Source organism: Siphonobacter sp. BAB-5405 (assembly GCF_002872335.1).
GTDB lineage: Bacteria > Bacteroidota > Bacteroidia > Cytophagales > Spirosomataceae > Siphonobacter.
The window spans coordinates 203587-220173 of the sequence record NZ_NJAG01000002.1; the positions used below are offsets into that span (position 1 = coordinate 203587).

A 16587-nucleotide genomic window follows, 5' to 3' on the forward strand; every position below is an offset into this window, starting at 1 on the left:
TGTTGATTAGGTGATTTCACTTTTGTATGAAGGATCTCCAATGGCACGTTCAGACCCTGCTCATTCGGATCAGATTGAAGAGTAACGTAGGAATGGCTCCTACTAACTCTACTCCCAAAGCAGCCACGGGGAGGGTCAGGTAGAGCCAGTAGGGATAGGATGAAGTCAGGGGTTTGACCTGCGTAATTTTGACCAATGCCGGGAATACGAACTCTTTTTGCTGGTAAACGATCAGGAAAGTAATGAACAGGTAAAAGGTAAGCCGAAACGTGAAAGCCCAGGCCATTCCCTCCATAAAAGTCCAGTCCCACACCAGGATATTTAACCAGATTGGTATGGACATAAAACAGCCCAGAATAACGGTTCGATTATAAAGGAGTAAAGCAGCGGTACTTATTTGGGAATATCCGATAAAGCTCCTGAAGGGCTCATGATCTGCCAAATACCAGGATAACCTGAAAAGATCAACGTCTTTCAAAGGCGTCTGCAGCGTTTTCTCACTAACACCAAATTGATTACCCGTTAATTTACTCCAGCCATAGCTGGCCAGCGTCCAGGCTAATAATACCCGGCAGGCTAGTAGAAAATAGGCCTGAACCTGTTCTTTGGTTAGATTTTTCATCGGATGAGCCTGTGGTCGCGTCAACCCTGCTATTTCTTTTAGAAGTGAACGCGATGACAAGGTAACCAACGTAATGAATTCAGGCAAACGGGCCCGCTTACGCAGGCGTAACAATCAAACAGCAGTCTTTACACCATGCTTCAATACCCTTTGTGAATCACGCGTATTTTCGGCAGAACCACCCCAATGGATGGATACGTGCGGCGTACTTTAGGCCCCGCTTCATACCGCTGGCAAGACTTTTGAGTAAAGAGATACCAAAGCCCAATGACACCTCTAAACCGATGAAGCTTACGCTCTCCTATGGCCTGCTCCTGCTGGCCTTGTTGTTCCCTGTGGTAACCGTGTGTTTGGGCGTCCACATTGCCTCCTGGTTAAGCCTCTATGCCCTGGCCTGTGGTAGTATAGGTTTAATGGTATACGGTGCGATATTGCTGTGGATGAAAACCCGCTTTCCTGGTAGACGCTGGATGGCGATTGTATCCTTACTGGCGGGACTAGGCTGGCTGGTCGTTCAGCTTTACATTGCCAGTGGCTGGAGCGAGAGTTGATGTAATTTTCAAGTACGGAAAGAAAAACCTGCCGTTGATGGCGGACACTTTTTCATTTATATCTTAAGGGCTTTATTTATGAAAAGACTACTCCCCATCGCCTGTCTACTGACGGCCTGTACAACGCCTTCGCAAAAGCCCATCCAGCCCGTTTTCGACACCCTCGACTATTCGTACAGTTATGCTTGGCAGCCACGTCGCAGCTACTCGTTAAAAATTGCCAAAGATGGTGAAGCCTGGCTGGCAATTCGAGCCAGACGTGAGTGGGAATATTTTCAGGGACACCTCTCTGACGAATCCTTACAGATTCTGCATCGGCAAGCCAGAGTCCTATTTTCTTCATCCTTTCCGAAAAGCTTTCGCTCCTCAACGCCTGATCTGGATTGTTATCAGCTACTCCTGACTAGCCCAAAAGGTCAAAGAAAAGCCTTTCAGGTATCTGAAAAGTCGCTCCCTCCTGTCGACTCTCTTTCCTTTCTATTACAGGATGTTCAGTCCCGTACGTCATTTAGAGTAATCAAACGTTCGATTCACTTTGAAAGTCAGAAAGGCGTCATTCTCCCATTGAAAACAATTAATAACGTTAAAGATTACTTACCACCACCATAGTAAGGTGTTTTCAATTCCAAGAAAGAGATTTCCCCTGAACTCGTTATACGTAGGAGTATTTTTAAAATTGGGCTGAGTACTCGCTAGCTGAGTAACGAGGCTATGCGTAGAACAGTCTTGTCTAAAACTTGATTTTATTCCAATCGCTTTACCTCATCCCTATCGACTATTCAGCATTTGAATGAGTACGTTCAGTTCTACTGGTTTGGTGAGGTGCTGGTTAAAGCCCGCTTCCTTGCCTTTTTGCAGGTCTTCTTTTTGTCCGTAACCGGAGACCGCAATGATATACATATTCTTTCCCCAGGCTTGCTGGCGAATCTGCCGACAGGTCTCATATCCATCCAGATCAGGCATTCCGATGTCCAGTAAAATGACGTCAGGTTTTAATTCCTGGGCGGCCTGGATTCCTGCCCTGCCCTCATTTCTCACATCCACCGTGTAGCCTTTCAGTTCCAGCAACATTCCCAGCGTAAAGGTTACGTCGGGGTTGTCATCCACGAGTAATAAGCGAGGCAGATGAGCTGAATTTGAGAAGTCGATCCGATTTTCTTCCGAACTAGCAGCACGCTCAGGCGTGGGCAGGTAAACGGTAAACGTACTGCCCTGGCCTAAGCCCTCACTTTCAGCAATTACATGACCGCCGTGTAAGTCCACGATCTGCTTCACCAGGGTCAGCCCCAATCCCAGGCCACCCTGCGACCGGGCGAGTGAATTATCTACCTGAACGAATAAATCAAAAATGACCGTAAGCTGATCCGCTGCCAGGCCAATGCCATTGTCCCGTACCTGTAGAATGGCTTCGGTCTCCCGCTGCTCCAGACTCAACTGAATGGTTCCCTGAGGCCCCGTATAGCGGGATGCATTGGTCAGCAAATTGATACCTACCTGTACCAGTCGCGTCGCATCTCCATTCAATTGGATAGAAACCGGCGGTAAGCTCACCTCCAGAGTCTGTTGCTTATTGACAAACAGAGAGCGTGAGGATTCGGTGGCTTGTCGAACCACCTCCACCAGGTTCACTGGCTCTTTTCGCAGTACAATTTTCCCCCGACTGATCCGGCTGACATCCAGCAGATCTTCGACCATCCGTACCAGATGATCGGTCTGGGTAATCATCCTCTGTACCACCGTGCTAGCCTGGGGATTGGTTGCGGCCGTTAGCGACAGAATTTGCAGACCATTACTAAGCGTAGACATTGGATTACGCAGTTCATGAGCCAGCATGGCCAGAAATTCATCCTTTCGACGGTCCGCTTCCTGAAGGGCCTGCTGGGTGAGTTTTGATTCATTAATATCTGTGACCACCGTTACTACGCCTTTCACCGAACCATTTTCGTCCCGAATTGCTACCGCAGCGACCCGCGTCCAGACGGGATTTCCTTCCTCAGGCGTGTATAAGATCTCAATACCAGGAACCACCCGCTCCCCCTGAAGGGCCCGGGCCGCCGGAAAATTCTCTGCACTCACCAGGTTTCCGTCGGCCTCATAAGCCTGCCAGCGATTAACCTGGAGCCGGTCACGCGAAGGAATGATACCCGTGGGGAGATAGTACGGCATGGCCTGGTTAGCCAGTACGAGTTTTCCCCTAACATCGATAACGCCTACCCCTACCGGCAGGCTTTCGAACATGGCCATTAACTGAGCCTCACTTTCCCGAAGGGCCTGCTCGGCTTCTTTGCGGTCAGTAATATCAAACATTACGCCACTCACCTGGATTGCCTGACCATCATGTTCTGCGGTCACTTTCCCATAACCACTCATCCATCGAACCTGTCCATTTTGGCGTATGATCCGGAACTGCTCATCGTAGGGAACTCGCTCCTGAACGGTCTGTTTTAGTCGGCTTTGTATCCGGCCCAGATCTTCGGGATGAATGTGTTTAACAAAAGTCTCCACCGGTTCGGGTACGGTAGATACCGTTAAACCCAGGAGCTGAAAGTGCTGTTCATTGCCATGAATCAAATCTCGCTCCAGGTCCCATTCCCAAGTGCCCAATTCTGCAGCTTCGATGGCCAGACGAGTACGTAATTCCTGCTTCCGCAACGCTTCTTCTGCTTCTTTACGCTGGGTTAAATCAACAGTGATGGCCAGAATGGTAGGGACCTGGCTGCTGGTATTCTGTCGAAGTAAAGAGATGGAACTATTCGCCCACAGGCCGGTTCCATCCGGTTTAAGATACCGTTTGTCCAGGGATACTACTTCACCCGTCGTGATGAGTTTTCGCAGGGCCTGACGACTGGAAGGTATATCGTCGGCGAAGGTTATATCCAGAATGCTTAGCCCGATCAGCTGGTTCGGTTCGCGTTCCAGAAGCTGGCATAGTTTATCATTCACGCGTAGAAAACGGCCGTCGAGCGAGATCTCCGAAATACCCACCTGAGCCGTCTGAAAGATCGACTGCAAATGAACCTGATTCCGATGGAGCATTACTTCGGTTTGGGCCCGTTCCACCGCCGCCCAGGTACGTTCAGCCGTATCTTTCACCAGGCTAACTTCTGCCGGAGTCCAGGGTCTGGCGGTCCGCTGGCTGGTTACGAACGCCGCCGCCAGCCGCTGTTGCTTCAAAAGGGGTACAACGACAGCGGCTCCAATCCCATGGTCCAGATAGGCGGATCGCTGTTCATCGAGCAGGACCGGATCAGAAGCGGTATCGTTCATCACCCAGGTTTGACCCTCCTGCAGCCCGGGCATCGGCCAGTCATCCCAGGGATCGTACCTCACCCAATTCGTGGAACCAGCCCGGTGCCAGTCTCTCACGATCACAAATGCGTTCGCCCCGATTTCCGCGTAATACACGCGATCGGTCCCCAGCTGTTCGCCCAGAAGGCGGGTAGCCGTAGCCTGGATAGCCCCTGGATCTACCAAAGGCCGAAGGGCATCACCCAGCTTCAGTAGAAAAGCCTGCCTTGCCTCTGCTTCTTTACGGGAAGTAATGTCGCGAAAGAACACCGATAGCCCTCCATCTTTACCTGGGTAAATACTGACATCAATCCAGCGGCCGATGATGGGTGAAACGGTTTCAAACTGAATCAGCTGCCGTTTTTCAAAAACCTCGTAGTGTTTCTCATATGTCTCACTGGCCACCGCATTCGGGAATTCCGTCCAGTAATGTTTACCCATAAGTGCGTGGCGATCACGACCCCAGAGCTGAGCCGCTTTTTTGTTTACGTACGTGAACTGAAAATGGACATCGAGGGCATAAAAGGCATCACTGGTACCTTCCAGAATGTCGATCATTCGCTCATGAGCTTCCCGCAGGGCATCTTCACTCTGTTTCTGAGCGGTCAAATCCCGCATCACTTTCGTCAGGCCAAAAAGCACGCCCTGTTCATTGCGTAAGGGAGTGGTCATGCCCGACCCGTAAAACCGGGTCCCATCCTTCCGTATATGCCAGCGTTCATTTTCGGCTCGCCCTTCGCGAATGGCTTTTTCGGCTTCGCGTTCAGGAGCTCCCATCGCCCGATCTTCGGGTACAAAAAAGACGTCGCACAACTGGCCTGTAATTTCTTCTTCTTCATAGCCTAAAATAGCCTGGGCTCCACTACTCCAGCTCGTTACGCGTCGGTTTAGATCCAGGGTAATAAAGGCATAGTCTTTGGCACTTTCCAGCACGATCCGCTGTTTGGCTTCGCTAGTGCGTAGGGCTTGTTCGGTCCGTTTCAGATTCGTAATATCCAGGTTGATGCCCACCCATTTGATGATTGCTCCCGTCTGATCGTGAATGGCCATTGCCCGCAGGTTCGTCCAACGCCAGGTACCATCGGGACTTTTCAATCGAAATTCAGCATTCATTGGTTTCTGAAGCTCCATTGCCTGTTTCCACTGACTGGCGACAAACGGCCGATCCTCCGGATGCACCGCACTTACCCAGCCCCCCGCCAGCCATTCGTCGAGGGTTTGACCCGTATAAGCCCGCCAACTAGGCGAATCTTTGATGATCTTCCCTTCGGCGTCGGTTTCCCAAAAAGCCTGAGCGAACGATTCAATCAAGGCCTGGTATTCGATCGCTGCGATGGGACTAGGGGATCCACTTTCATGGGATAGATCCGAGGTATTCATGTGCAAGTGAATTAGTAGGTGGTTGAATTCCGGCAAAAATTGTTGTACCACTTTAAAAAACTACGGAAAGACACCGAACCTACCCTCGCCAAGGGAAACCAGTAAAAACCCGCCCGGCAATACCAGACGGGTTTCTTTGAATTAACCCACACCATTACATAGGTGAACCGCAAAGGTATCATCAGAAATGAAATCGAAAAATTACGCAGTTACTTGATTTAGCTCATCTTTAGCCGTCAGGGTCTGTTCGCTTTCAGATGCACTGACTGAGATAACTATACGCTGCCTTGAATCAAACCAGTATCCATGATTGATCAGCCTAATGAATCATCCCTCAAGCTGGGGCCTATCTGTCGTGAGAAGAGACCTGAACGTCAATAGTTTGTTTCATTAGCAGAATCCCGTTGGTCAGCGGACCGACAAGGGTACCTTTGTTCTCCTACAAAATATAGATATTCCGAACGCCCTTCGTTAGTCGGAATGGTTCATGGGATTATCAAAAAGCCTGACAACGTTGCAGCAAGAGGATAATTTCCTGTTCGACGGTCCATTCCATCCCTCTTTTTTGATGGAAACACCCCAAAGCATCAAACACCCAGCATCACGGCCAGGTGTTATCCCAGAAAAGGATGGATGGGATGGCTGGCTCCAGCACCTACGTTACCATTACGTTCAAACCCTGAACCGGCATAGTCTCCCGGCTTTACCCGAACCACGTTTGTAGCCAGCACCGGCTCTTGCCGTAAATCATCCGTATGTACCAGGTCACCCAGGTCACTCGCGTGCAACTGCCAGCCTGCCCAGCGGGCAATGCCTGTCTGCTTCATGTAGAATAGGGTGTACGCTTTCTTAATCAGCAGTTATTCATTCACCCAGCCCGCTAAATCATCTACAGCCCGGGAAGGATAGCCTAAATAACCGTTTGATAGCCCTGATACGGAGGTTCTGTAAGCGGTTCTTTTTTGCAAGAGCTAAGTCGTAATGTAGCAAAAGTCGTAATCGATAGCGTTGAAAATTTTAAAATAGTATGCAGGGGCCTGCTTGAATTGCAAACGTAATACAGTCATCCATTAACCAGACTATTACTCATTTCCAGTCACGCCTAAGCATTTTAATTTATACCTTTTTTTCACAACCTAATTGCCTGCATTTAACTACTTACAATAAAGCTATTTACATAAATACCAATTATCACCATAAGACTATTTTCACTACCTGATCCGTAGCCTACTTTTCAATAGTAAAATATTAATTTTCAAAAAACTGATCCTATTCAGATACGTTATATGATTCAAATCCTGCTTAACTTCTTTTAACGAACGATTCGTTGTTTACTGCGGCATTAACTATTAATTTTCCATTTTAAAGCAATACATCCGAATCTAGTATGAAACATTTCTGCCTCGTTATTTTACTATTAGCTTTAGTTACGGCCTGTTCCCGAGATGCAGTAAACGGTCCTGTTGAAAACAGTGACTGGATCAGGCTTACCTCCCCGGAAAACAGCGATGTTCAGGCCGTTTATGGTACGATAGACAGCACGCTGATCATGATTTCAAATTTCAAAATCTATCACACGAAAGATCAGGGAAAAACCTGGACTTCTTCGCCTTACCCGGTTATGGTTGGGCTTACGGGCTTTCTGGCTACTACAGATACTTTATTTGCATTGACTGCTACTTCAGGTATTCAGAAAGATGGGACCATTTATGCCAATGCTCCGCGGTATTATAGTTTAGATCAGGGCATAACCTGGCAGGCGTACAACGGTTTTTCGTTGACCAAACACTATACCCCGCTCAATAAGCTACACGCCAGCAATGGAGTCGTATACAGCGTGGATGAACTTCGGACGCCTATTAATGGCGGTAGTACCAATTATTATTTACAAACGGTTGGTTTACAGACATCTACTGGCAAAAAGATTCCGCTGCCTCAGGAGCACCAGATAAAATCGATTACTATGGATTCCCGCGGCAGACTTTATGTCGCTGGTTCAGCGGCTGTTTGCGGGGGCCTTCGTGATTTTCATTTTTGTAATGGACAACGCGGCGTCATTTATATATCTAAAAAGGCGTTACCTTAGCAAATACTACCGATCTTTACGACAGAGCCTACGCTTCTTCAGGCGTAGGCTCTGTCGTTTGTGAACCGTAGGAAAGTTTTGTAAATCGACTATCCGAAATATAAATCGAGTGAATTATAACCAGGATTATATTCGAATCTAACGAGCATATCCAGGTTATAATAGTTATCCTTAATCTTGATAAAATTGCTATCCGCAAACATATCGGTTTTTCCGTCCTGAATCTGGAGTCTCGCTAGTTCAGATCCATCATGAAATTTCCTGATGTAAATCGTTAAGCTAGTAGCGTTTTTAATAATGGACTCTATCCGTTTTCTGTTCTTACTGGATACCGTTTCGACATCCGGTTTAAGAGAATCGTTAGCTTTCTGGCAACTGACCACTAACATACTCAGGGCAAGTATCAATAGGATTTTTTCATTTGCATGGGCAGTAAAAAATAGGGCTTACTAGTTATTGAAGACACATCGTTACCTATTAGATTTGAATTTTTTAAAGACATTGTACGCTACTTGTTCTCTTCCGTTCTTTACCAGCTCTATTTCAGCTGTCTATCCTTAAACATTGACTGATAAATTGGCTTATCAATGTAATCCGAATGCTTATTACTGATCAGGTATGATCAATACCTTGATTTATACATAGCTCCTAGCAGTATCGTGTACGAAGCAGGCAGGTAATCGATACGAACTTCTTTTCCATTTGTAGAGGTTCATCAAGCTGTTTTAACTTCTGCCAGTCCTACTGCTCGCCTTATGAGATGACGGGCCAAGAAACACGCCGATACACTTTCATCTTTTGAGTAAGTAAAAGAAAGTATCCGGACCATCCTGAAGATCTGATTTTTAACAACAGAATCTTACAAGTACTTATTTTTCAAGGAGATACACCTGAATTCTAGGGGTTGTTTTATGGACAGATTAGGCCTGATTTTCTTCTTAAAATCTACTCTACTTTTGTAAAGTCTCGTTTAATGAAGGTTCGTCAGACAACCTTTATTTCTTCAAGCAGGTTGAGGCTCTTTATCGGCGGTTTAGAGCCTCCTCCGTCAGTTGGATTGGTCATTCGGGGGATTTGAACAAAACAACTGACGGAGTTCTGCAAGAAGGTCGTTCACGAGCCCTACAAGCTGTATCTTCTATCCAATCATCCGTTATCCTTCAACTTGCTTTAAACAAGTAAAAGAGGCTTTCTCAACTCATGCTGAGAAAACCTCTTTTTTTGCGTTTGAGCGGATCAATGCGGTACATCTTCACGGATTCACACCCGGAAAGTCAGCCCTATTTTACAGTACTCAAAGCATGTTGCGTGAGTTTAACGGAAGCCTGATTGTAGTGAGAAATACCTTTCCACGTACCACTTACCGGGTAACGTTCTCCCGTTGTTTCATTTTCCAGAACGGCACTAAAAGAACAGCTCAGGTGATACGCTTCGATCTGACGATCAACCACGATGGTAGACTTAGGCGGAATCGCAATGTTCAGGGTTTCTTTCTGATACGATCCATACGGTTTTTGCTGCTCCCGGTTACTCAGGGGAAATGTTTCAGAAAATAATCCGTATGAATTGTCAGAGTACCACCGTTCCGGCACCCGAACGGAAAATTCACTCAGCTTTACCTCCTTCGGCAATGCATTGGGGGGCGTGACTTCAAAGGTTGACGTTTTAACCAGCTCGTCAAATGTAGTCGTGACTGTTTGCGTAGACACCTGTTCTCCTGGGTTCGAAACCGTTAGGCCTTTCAGTTTCACGGCTACCGTATCGAATCCACCCGAAGCCGGTTTAAAGTAGCGAACGTCCTTGAGTGCAAACGTGGCTGGAATCACTTCCTCCGGTTCAACGTTCGATGATTTGGAACACGAAAAGAACAATACCGAACACCATCCACTTACTAGAATGAAGGATCGAAGAAAACCTGATTTTTTCATGGCTGGAAACATAAAATGATTAAGCGTTTAGAGCATTCCTGCTCAAGATACGTGTAAAGGCTAAGAACGTAACCCTTAGGCTGAAAACTATTCGACGAAAGCGGATAAAAAACGACCATGCTCTGCGTAGAATCCTGCCCTTCTTCCGGATTGATCCGTTTGACTGAATCCTTCATTTGTGCGTAATGCCTTCGATCCGTAGCAGGTATACGCCGGGTTTGATCGTCTGTTAGGGATAGATCGCGGGACCTGATCACTGATGCGGCTTCGGTCAAACAATAAGTTTTATTCCCGCCACGTGTTTATCTGTACGGACATCTGCTTATTGGTCTGAACATAGGTCGATAGCTCTTTTTGCTAGCGACGCGAGTGGGTTGTTCACGTCTGCTAAAAGAAAAGACAGCACAAGCAGCCTATCAACGCCAATGAAAGATGGATAGACAAGGGAGGCACAAACGGTTTTAGTACTGGAGCATGGTGTGATCAAGGGCTTATAACCAGACAAGGAACGCCAGATGAAGCATGCTTTTAATCACGTTTCGTTTCTGATTGCGTTCCAGCGTAATCAGACATCCCCGAAACCGGAACTTCCCCGTATGCAGCGTAAGAACGCTGCTTCACCCACCTCCTGAGAAATAGTTGAAATTCCTGGGTAACATCCTGTTAATCAAAAGATTTTCATGGTATATTCGAAGAATCGCTTACCCATTTCTCCTCTCATCTGCTCATTACTATGAAACCTCTTTTTTACACCATTGGACTGATCGCCTGTTCTTTTTCTGCCCTTGCTCAAGTGGGGATCGGTACGGGTACTCCAAAAGCATTCCTGAACGTACCCGCTGGCAAAACGGTACTCTTTGGCGAGGATACCCTGGGGGCGGGTACCAAACTCATCTGGTATGCGAACAAGGGTGCCTTTCGAGCCGGATCCATCAGCGGACCGCAATGGAACGACGCCAATGTGGGCATCAATTCGTTTTCAGTAGGTAAAAACACACTGGCTATCGGCAGCTCCAGTGTAGCCATTGGCGAAAATGCTTCTGCTTCGGGTACGCAATCCTTCGCGATTGGCTTCAGTGCAATCGCCGGTAATGACAATGCCGTAGCCATTGGTACCGGCAGTTCGGTAGCGGGTATGGGCTCCATCGCCATCGGTAATAGTCAGGCTCGGGGAGCCTACGCGGTAGCCATTGGCTTACAAAACCGAGTGATTGCGAACTATAGCCTGGCCCTGGGTAGCAATGCCCGAGCCAATAAGCAGGGCTCCTGCGTGATTGGCGATGGTGCATATCTGTACGAGGCCGATAGCGTGTACAGTACCGCCATGAATCAAATGACCATGCGATTTTCGGGCGGGTATCATTTATTCACTTCCGGAGGACCCCAGGCCCAGGCCGTGGGCGTACAGATTCTTCCGGGTGGTAATGCCTGGCAGACCATTTCTGACTCGACCCGAAAAGAGCATTTTCGCCCCGTGAACGGAGCCGCCTTTCTGGATAAAATTCGCCAGTTACGGCTGGGGTCCTGGAATTACAAAGGGCAGGATTCCAAACAATACCGACACTACGGTCCGATGGCTCAGGACTTTTTTGCGGCCTTCGGTAAGGATGAGTTAGGAACCATTGGCGAAGATAAATCGATTAATCAGGCGGATTTCGATGGCGTAAACCTGATTGCCATTCAGGCACTGCTGGCTAAAATCGAAAGACTGGAGACGATGAACCAGGCCTTGCAGCAGGAAAACGCCAGTTTGCAACAGGAAACTGCCTCGCTAAAATCAGATGTTGACTGGATCAAGAAACAACTGGGCGGTATAGTCAAAAAGTAAGAAAGGTATATGCCAACGAAAAAGCCTACGCGTCGTCACGGGTAGGCTTTTTTGTGAACCCGTCTTCAAAGCCGCCACTTCTCTGACTGATTCAGTAGTACAAACGTATAGCCGAGAGCCCAGCTAAGTTATGTGAATTCGACCAACGGGTTCATTTTCCCCCTGAAGCGTAAACTTTACCTGGTGTTGTGTACGCATCTTAAACGGCTTGTCTACTGAGGCTAATCCGCATTTTTCGTTCTGAAAAGTGAAACCCATGGGTGATTTGACCCTTCGCCCCGATACCAGATGATGTTTTTTGATGCGGGAATACAGCTAAAACTGGGGGTATAGATCCGGACAAATTAAGCCGGCGTGTGGTACCTTAAAGTCCGCTACTTTTGTAGGGTCTCAATTAGCAGAGGTTCATTTACGTAGCCTTTGCTCCTGTGAAGCAGGGAGGTTCTTTATCGGCGGTTGGGAACCTCACCCGTACGTTCACTGGTTAGGCAGGGGAATAACTACCCAGTGAACCGATGGCAGCCTGCAGGAAGGATTTTGAGCAGCAAGCAGGTATTGAATACTATCCAACTTCGTTATCCTTCAGCTTGGATTCATTCCCCGATAAGGCTCCCTCTGCACTGCCTGAGGGAGCCTTACTTTTTTGCCTAACCTTGTTCAGGCTACGGATCGCATGGATTTAAAAACTCCTCTTTTTGTAAATGATTCGCGAAAGTTTATACTAATCATTCCGTAATTAAATGAGGGGCTTTGTAGGGATTATAATCGGCTGCTTCTTCCCATGATTCCAAACATTCGACTACGTACCGGATTTCGTCTACACGACTAAAGTATTTCTTTTTGATACCTAAGTAAGAAATAGAATCATTATCAAAAGCCCATAAGATCATTTGAATAATGTCGCTGTCTTCGTCTTCGTGCACGTTTCGCTCCACCAGATACGAGTTTACAATATCCCCTATTTGTAGCTGACAGCCTATTTCAAAGGGTATGGTTAAATAAAATGGCTTTTCAATAATCTTCACGATTCGGGGGCTTAATTCTCCATATGCTTCCTCCCTGCTATGATTTTTAAAGGTCTGCTCGATACTATCAAGCCCGTCTAATGCTCCCTTTTCAAATAAACCCTGAGCATAGTCTATAATCATGGAAACAACTTTGTCTGTATTGACAAATCTCAAATAGTGTTTTACTTTTGCAGGGACCATAACAATAGTGGTTTATTATGATTAGTTAAGCCCGACTGGGTGTTTACAGCACTTGATCGAACAGTTTATTTTCACAAATGTAAAAGACCCTTCGTGGGAAGCAAATATTAAAAGTTTTATTTCTTATAATCTGAATTTCAATGAATTAAATAAAAATTTTTAATAACCCTAAAGTCTTGTTATTGATTTAAAATCTTCTAATAATTTATTTTAACAGGAATTTTACACTAACCAATCATCTTTTTCCCATTCCTGATTAAATTACACGAAATCAACCTAATACTCTAGCCAATAGAATGGTAAATTTCGTTTGATTAGCTAGTATTTAACGAATCCTATTTACTAAATCTTATATATTTAATCTAACAACAACTTACATCTAATTACTACTTATCAACTTGATATTGATCATTATTTAATATTTCCGTAAAAATTAGATTCTTTAGACTCATAGTAGCCTTTACCCTGTAAAACATACCTCTGGATTAAATTATTCATTTATAACCTGCCGTATAGCTTAACTCCTGTTAAAATTGTATTTATACATTACACGTTAAGGTTTTTAGATTTGCAAGGATCAACACGGTTAAACTTTGCACCACGCTCTTTTAAGTACGTCCGCAGACTCGCCGGGCAAAGCCATACATTGAAACCAATCGGAAGCCATTGCTCCGGTACAAACCTCGGAACACAGAGTCACCCCGCGGTTGATGATTATGAAAAGCTCGTCGGCGAGCGGATCAATCCGTCGGGATACTCTCCTAAGCGATGATACGAAGCAGGTAAGTTCATCCCCGAATCAAGACGTGCGGGATCGTTCAGGACCTCTGATTGCATTTTGACTACGCATTGCCCTAATCTTTGCCTTGTGACCCAACCTGTGGGTTCGAACGCTGTCCCCCTCAACGCACCATCGAAATAGCCTAGCCTGGCATGTGATTTGAGGTAAGGGCTGCATACGGGACAAACCGTGAACCCTATCTTTAATCATTCGCTATGACCGAGCAACAGATCGAACAATTGGCCAGAAAAGAACTCCCCACGTATAGCTTACTGGATGGTTCGTTTCAAAACGTCCCCATCCACTTTACGACGGAGGATGGTACGGAGAAGACATTCGAAGTTACCTTTATCTGGAGAGGTACCGAAGCCCCGCCTCAGTGGGTATATGAGCACATGAAGGAAATTGGCAACCCCTTGATTTGATGGTAGCCCGGCACGATACCGGGCTCTTTTTTACCCCTCTTATTTCTTCCGTTTTGGTAGTTGCCTGTGCTTTGCCCAGCACCGTATCTGCTTAACTTTTGATATTCGTATACTCCTATCCGTGATTTGTTCCCATTTTCCTGGAAATTCCGGGTATTCTCTACTAGGCGACGTTTTTTCTTTGTTTACTACGTTACCTATCGCTAGCTATCGCCTGCTAGTGAGTATGAGCCTTTTGGGGTTTCGTTTATCCAATCACATTTTGTAAGTAATTTTCAAACTCCTGTTTTCACTGGAATGCCATAAAAAAGCCCCATCACCAAAGGTAATGGGGAAGGTAGCTCACAGCTCCGGTAACGAATGGTACTAGTCTAGCGGGACTTATAATCTGGTTAGAAATGTATTAAAAAATCTTATGAATTGAAAAATTATGAGAATAAATATTCATTTAAGATTAGAAATTCTTCAGGAAAGTTCTGGTACACTTTATTCATCCATTCACTGAACCTCTGTTTGCACGATTTATACTTACCCGTAAGCAGTCCAACCCTTTTACGTTTAAGTATTTTGTAGCTCTTGCATTCCTCTTCGATGTCAGACTATAGGTTCGTTTTTGCCTGGCTTCTGGCCACTTTGCCTGAAACTGGTTCGATTTTTTTTTGAGACTATACGTATTCCAAACCCGCTTTTACATCAAGTGAGTGGGTTCTTGTTTCAGGCAGTGCTTTTCAAAAGCACGCATTTCACCTATAACCCAACGTACTGTATGCTTGCCATGAACTACCGGGGACCCTTCAGGGTACGTGTAGACCACAAACCCTATCCCGAAATTCAACATCCCAATGATGCCATCGTACGCGTCACTCGTTCGTGTATCTGTGGCTCCGACTTGCACCTCTACCACGGTCTGGTACCGGATACACGAGTAGGTATGACCTTCGGCCACGAGTTTATTGGTATCGTCGAAGAAATCGGACCCTCCGTACAAAACCTGAAAGTGGGCGATCACGTACTGGTTCCGTTCAACATTGCCTGCGGCACCTGCTCGTTCTGTAAGCAGGGGCTCTACGGCAATTGCCATGAATCCAATCCGGAAGCTACCGCCGTGGGTGGTATTTTTGGGTACTCCCACACGGCGGGCGGCTACGACGGCGGACAGGCTGAGTACGTACGGGTACCTTACGCCGATGTAGGCCCCATGGTGATTCCGGCCGATATGCACCCGGATGATGCCGTATTGCTGACCGACGTAGTACCCACGGGTTATCAGGCGGCTGAAATGGGCGGCATTAAACCCGGTGACACCGTCGTTGTTTTCGGAGCGGGCCCCGTGGGCATTATGGCGGCTAAATGTGCCTGGCTGTTTGGAGCGGGCCGCGTCATTGTGATTGACCACCTGGAATACCGACTCGATTTCGTTCGTACCTACGCCCAGTGCGAAGCCTACAATTTCCGTTCGATGCAGGACCCGGTTCTATTCCTGAAAAAAGCAACGGATTTCTACGGAGCAGACGTTTGTATTGATGCCGTTGGCGGCGATGCGGCGGGAAGTGCCTTACAAACGATTACGGGTCGTAAAATGATGCTTCAGGCAGGATCGGCCACGGCCTTGCACTGGGCCATTAACTCCGTAAAAAAAGGGGGCATCGTTTCGATCGTCGGCGTATACGGCCCTACGGATAATCTCATTCCCATTGGGAATGTCGTCAACAAAGGCATTACGATTCGGGCGAACCAGGCCTCGGTCAAACGCCTGTTGCCCAGACTCATTGAGCACGTACAAGCGGGAAGGATTGACCCGAAAGGCATCATTACGCACCGCGTTCCGCTGGAGGAAGTTTCTGATGCCTATCACATCTTTTCGGCCAAGCTGGATAATTGTATCAAGCCGATTCTTATTCCACCTTCTGCACGGGTATAAACAAACATTGTATGGAAGATTTAGCGAGTCATTACGCACATATTAAGGGTTGGGGGATCGACGCGGATCCTAAAAATGAACCCACGTACCCCATGAAAAACTACACGGGGGATGATCACCGGCGGCTCAATTACGAAAAACCGCCGCAGCAACCCGTCAACGTGGAAGTGCTTCATTCCAACGAACGGCCCGGGATAACGGCCGTTTTCGGAACTTCAAGTCCCCCTTCCGGACTGAGCGGAGCCATCCGTCGGTATGCCTTTAAATTCAGCGAATCGGAATACGGTCACTGGTTACCGCTCCTGTTTGCGGACCGCGTTAACGTAGTCGAAGGAATCATTGATGATTTGAAGCGAGGACACATTCCGAATATTCTGGCGGAGAAAGGCTGGAACGCAGAATGGAAATACAATCGCAAAGGACTCATTACCAAGCTGGCCGTTGGTGCTCTGGTTACGGCCACCGCCGTAGCGTTGCTTTGCCGGAGCAATTCGAATGAGGACGAAGACTAATACGTCTAGATGTAAAGCAAAAAAGGCTGAACAATAGATTCTGTTGCTCAGCCTTTT

12 protein-coding genes are annotated in these 16587 nt (G+C 46.9%); 7 read left to right on the forward strand and 5 right to left on the reverse strand.

Features of this window, described 5'->3' with window-relative positions:
• Positions 1–49: 49 nt before the first annotated feature.
• The gene (locus tag BWI97_RS01945) at positions 50–622 is read right to left on the reverse strand and encodes a hypothetical protein (protein ID WP_094809883.1); all 573 of its coding nucleotides are present in this window, start codon (positions 620–622) and stop codon (positions 50–52) included.
• 284 nt (positions 623–906) lie between these two features.
• Between BWI97_RS01945 and BWI97_RS01950 the strand changes: the two genes are divergently transcribed.
• Both BWI97_RS01950 and BWI97_RS27330 read left to right on the forward strand, forming a co-directional pair.
• Positions 907–1173: a hypothetical protein gene (locus tag BWI97_RS01950; protein ID WP_094809885.1), complete on the forward strand. Its 267-nt coding sequence runs from the start codon at positions 907–909 to the stop codon at positions 1171–1173.
• A gap of 78 nt (positions 1174–1251) precedes the next feature.
• Positions 1252–1782: a hypothetical protein gene (locus BWI97_RS27330; protein WP_146010848.1), complete on the forward strand. Its 531-nt coding sequence runs from the start codon at positions 1252–1254 to the stop codon at positions 1780–1782.
• A 159-nt stretch (positions 1783–1941) separates the two neighbouring features.
• Here BWI97_RS27330 and BWI97_RS01955 read toward each other — a convergent pair whose 3' ends face one another.
• Both BWI97_RS01955 and BWI97_RS01960 read right to left on the reverse strand, forming a co-directional pair.
• On the reverse strand, positions 1942–5841 hold the full coding sequence (locus tag BWI97_RS01955) for a PAS domain S-box protein (protein WP_102199838.1): 3900 nt from the start codon (positions 5839–5841) through the stop codon (positions 1942–1944).
• A gap of 614 nt (positions 5842–6455) precedes the next feature.
• The gene (locus BWI97_RS01960; RefSeq protein ID WP_102199839.1) at positions 6456–6668 is read right to left on the reverse strand and encodes a hypothetical protein; all 213 of its coding nucleotides are present in this window, start codon (positions 6666–6668) and stop codon (positions 6456–6458) included.
• A gap of 560 nt (positions 6669–7228) precedes the next feature.
• Here BWI97_RS01960 and BWI97_RS01965 point away from each other — a divergent pair.
• Positions 7229–7927, forward strand: a complete 699-nt coding sequence (locus tag BWI97_RS01965; RefSeq protein ID WP_102199840.1) for a hypothetical protein — start codon at positions 7229–7231, stop codon at positions 7925–7927.
• A 1280-nt stretch (positions 7928–9207) separates the two neighbouring features.
• Here the strand turns inward: BWI97_RS01965 and BWI97_RS01975 are convergent.
• The gene (locus tag BWI97_RS01975; RefSeq protein ID WP_158242666.1) at positions 9208–9855 is read right to left on the reverse strand and encodes a hypothetical protein; all 648 of its coding nucleotides are present in this window, start codon (positions 9853–9855) and stop codon (positions 9208–9210) included.
• A 733-nt stretch (positions 9856–10588) separates the two neighbouring features.
• On the opposite strand from BWI97_RS01975, the gene BWI97_RS01980 reads away from it, so the two are divergent.
• Complete coding sequence (locus tag BWI97_RS01980; RefSeq protein ID WP_102199843.1) at positions 10589–11683, forward strand: tail fiber domain-containing protein; 1095 nt, start codon at positions 10589–10591, stop codon at positions 11681–11683.
• Positions 11684–12408: 725 nt separating this feature from the next.
• Here the strand turns inward: BWI97_RS01980 and BWI97_RS01985 are convergent.
• Positions 12409–12891, reverse strand: coding sequence for a hypothetical protein (locus BWI97_RS01985; RefSeq protein WP_094809901.1), 483 nt, complete (start codon positions 12889–12891; stop codon positions 12409–12411).
• A 996-nt stretch (positions 12892–13887) separates the two neighbouring features.
• Between BWI97_RS01985 and BWI97_RS01990 the strand changes: the two genes are divergently transcribed.
• The 3 genes from BWI97_RS01990 (at position 13888) to BWI97_RS02000 (ending at position 16530) form a co-directional block, all read left to right on the forward strand.
• Positions 13888–14097, forward strand: a complete 210-nt coding sequence (locus BWI97_RS01990; RefSeq protein ID WP_102199844.1) for a hypothetical protein — start codon at positions 13888–13890, stop codon at positions 14095–14097.
• A gap of 766 nt (positions 14098–14863) precedes the next feature.
• Complete coding sequence (locus BWI97_RS01995) at positions 14864–16018, forward strand: zinc-dependent alcohol dehydrogenase (protein ID WP_102199845.1); 1155 nt, start codon at positions 14864–14866, stop codon at positions 16016–16018.
• An 11-nt stretch (positions 16019–16029) separates the two neighbouring features.
• On the forward strand, positions 16030–16530 hold the full coding sequence (locus tag BWI97_RS02000) for a hypothetical protein (protein WP_094809907.1): 501 nt from the start codon (positions 16030–16032) through the stop codon (positions 16528–16530).
• Positions 16531–16587: the final 57 nt, after the last annotated feature.

Excerpts from the sequence above, each read along its gene's own strand:
- BWI97_RS01945 (WP_094809883.1), bottom strand. The coding sequence starts at position 622 with ATGAAAAATCTAACCAAAGAACAGGTTCAGGCCTATTTTCTACTAGCC.
- BWI97_RS01950 (WP_094809885.1), top strand. The coding sequence starts at position 907 with ATGAAGCTTACGCTCTCCTATGGCCTGCTCCTGCTGGCCTTGTTGTTC.
- BWI97_RS27330 (WP_146010848.1), top strand. The coding sequence starts at position 1,252 with ATGAAAAGACTACTCCCCATCGCCTGTCTACTGACGGCCTGTACAACG.
- BWI97_RS01955 (WP_102199838.1), bottom strand. The coding sequence starts at position 5,841 with ATGAATACCTCGGATCTATCCCATGAAAGTGGATCCCCTAGTCCCATC.
- BWI97_RS01960 (WP_102199839.1), bottom strand. The coding sequence starts at position 6,668 with ATGAAGCAGACAGGCATTGCCCGCTGGGCAGGCTGGCAGTTGCACGCG.
- BWI97_RS01965 (WP_102199840.1), top strand. The coding sequence starts at position 7,229 with ATGAAACATTTCTGCCTCGTTATTTTACTATTAGCTTTAGTTACGGCC.
- BWI97_RS01975 (WP_158242666.1), bottom strand. The coding sequence starts at position 9,855 with ATGAAAAAATCAGGTTTTCTTCGATCCTTCATTCTAGTAAGTGGATGG.
- BWI97_RS01980 (WP_102199843.1), top strand. The coding sequence starts at position 10,589 with ATGAAACCTCTTTTTTACACCATTGGACTGATCGCCTGTTCTTTTTCT.
- BWI97_RS01985 (WP_094809901.1), bottom strand. The coding sequence starts at position 12,891 with ATGGTCCCTGCAAAAGTAAAACACTATTTGAGATTTGTCAATACAGAC.
- BWI97_RS01990 (WP_102199844.1), top strand. The coding sequence starts at position 13,888 with ATGACCGAGCAACAGATCGAACAATTGGCCAGAAAAGAACTCCCCACG.
- BWI97_RS01995 (WP_102199845.1), top strand. The coding sequence starts at position 14,864 with ATGCTTGCCATGAACTACCGGGGACCCTTCAGGGTACGTGTAGACCAC.
- BWI97_RS02000 (WP_094809907.1), top strand. The coding sequence starts at position 16,030 with ATGGAAGATTTAGCGAGTCATTACGCACATATTAAGGGTTGGGGGATC.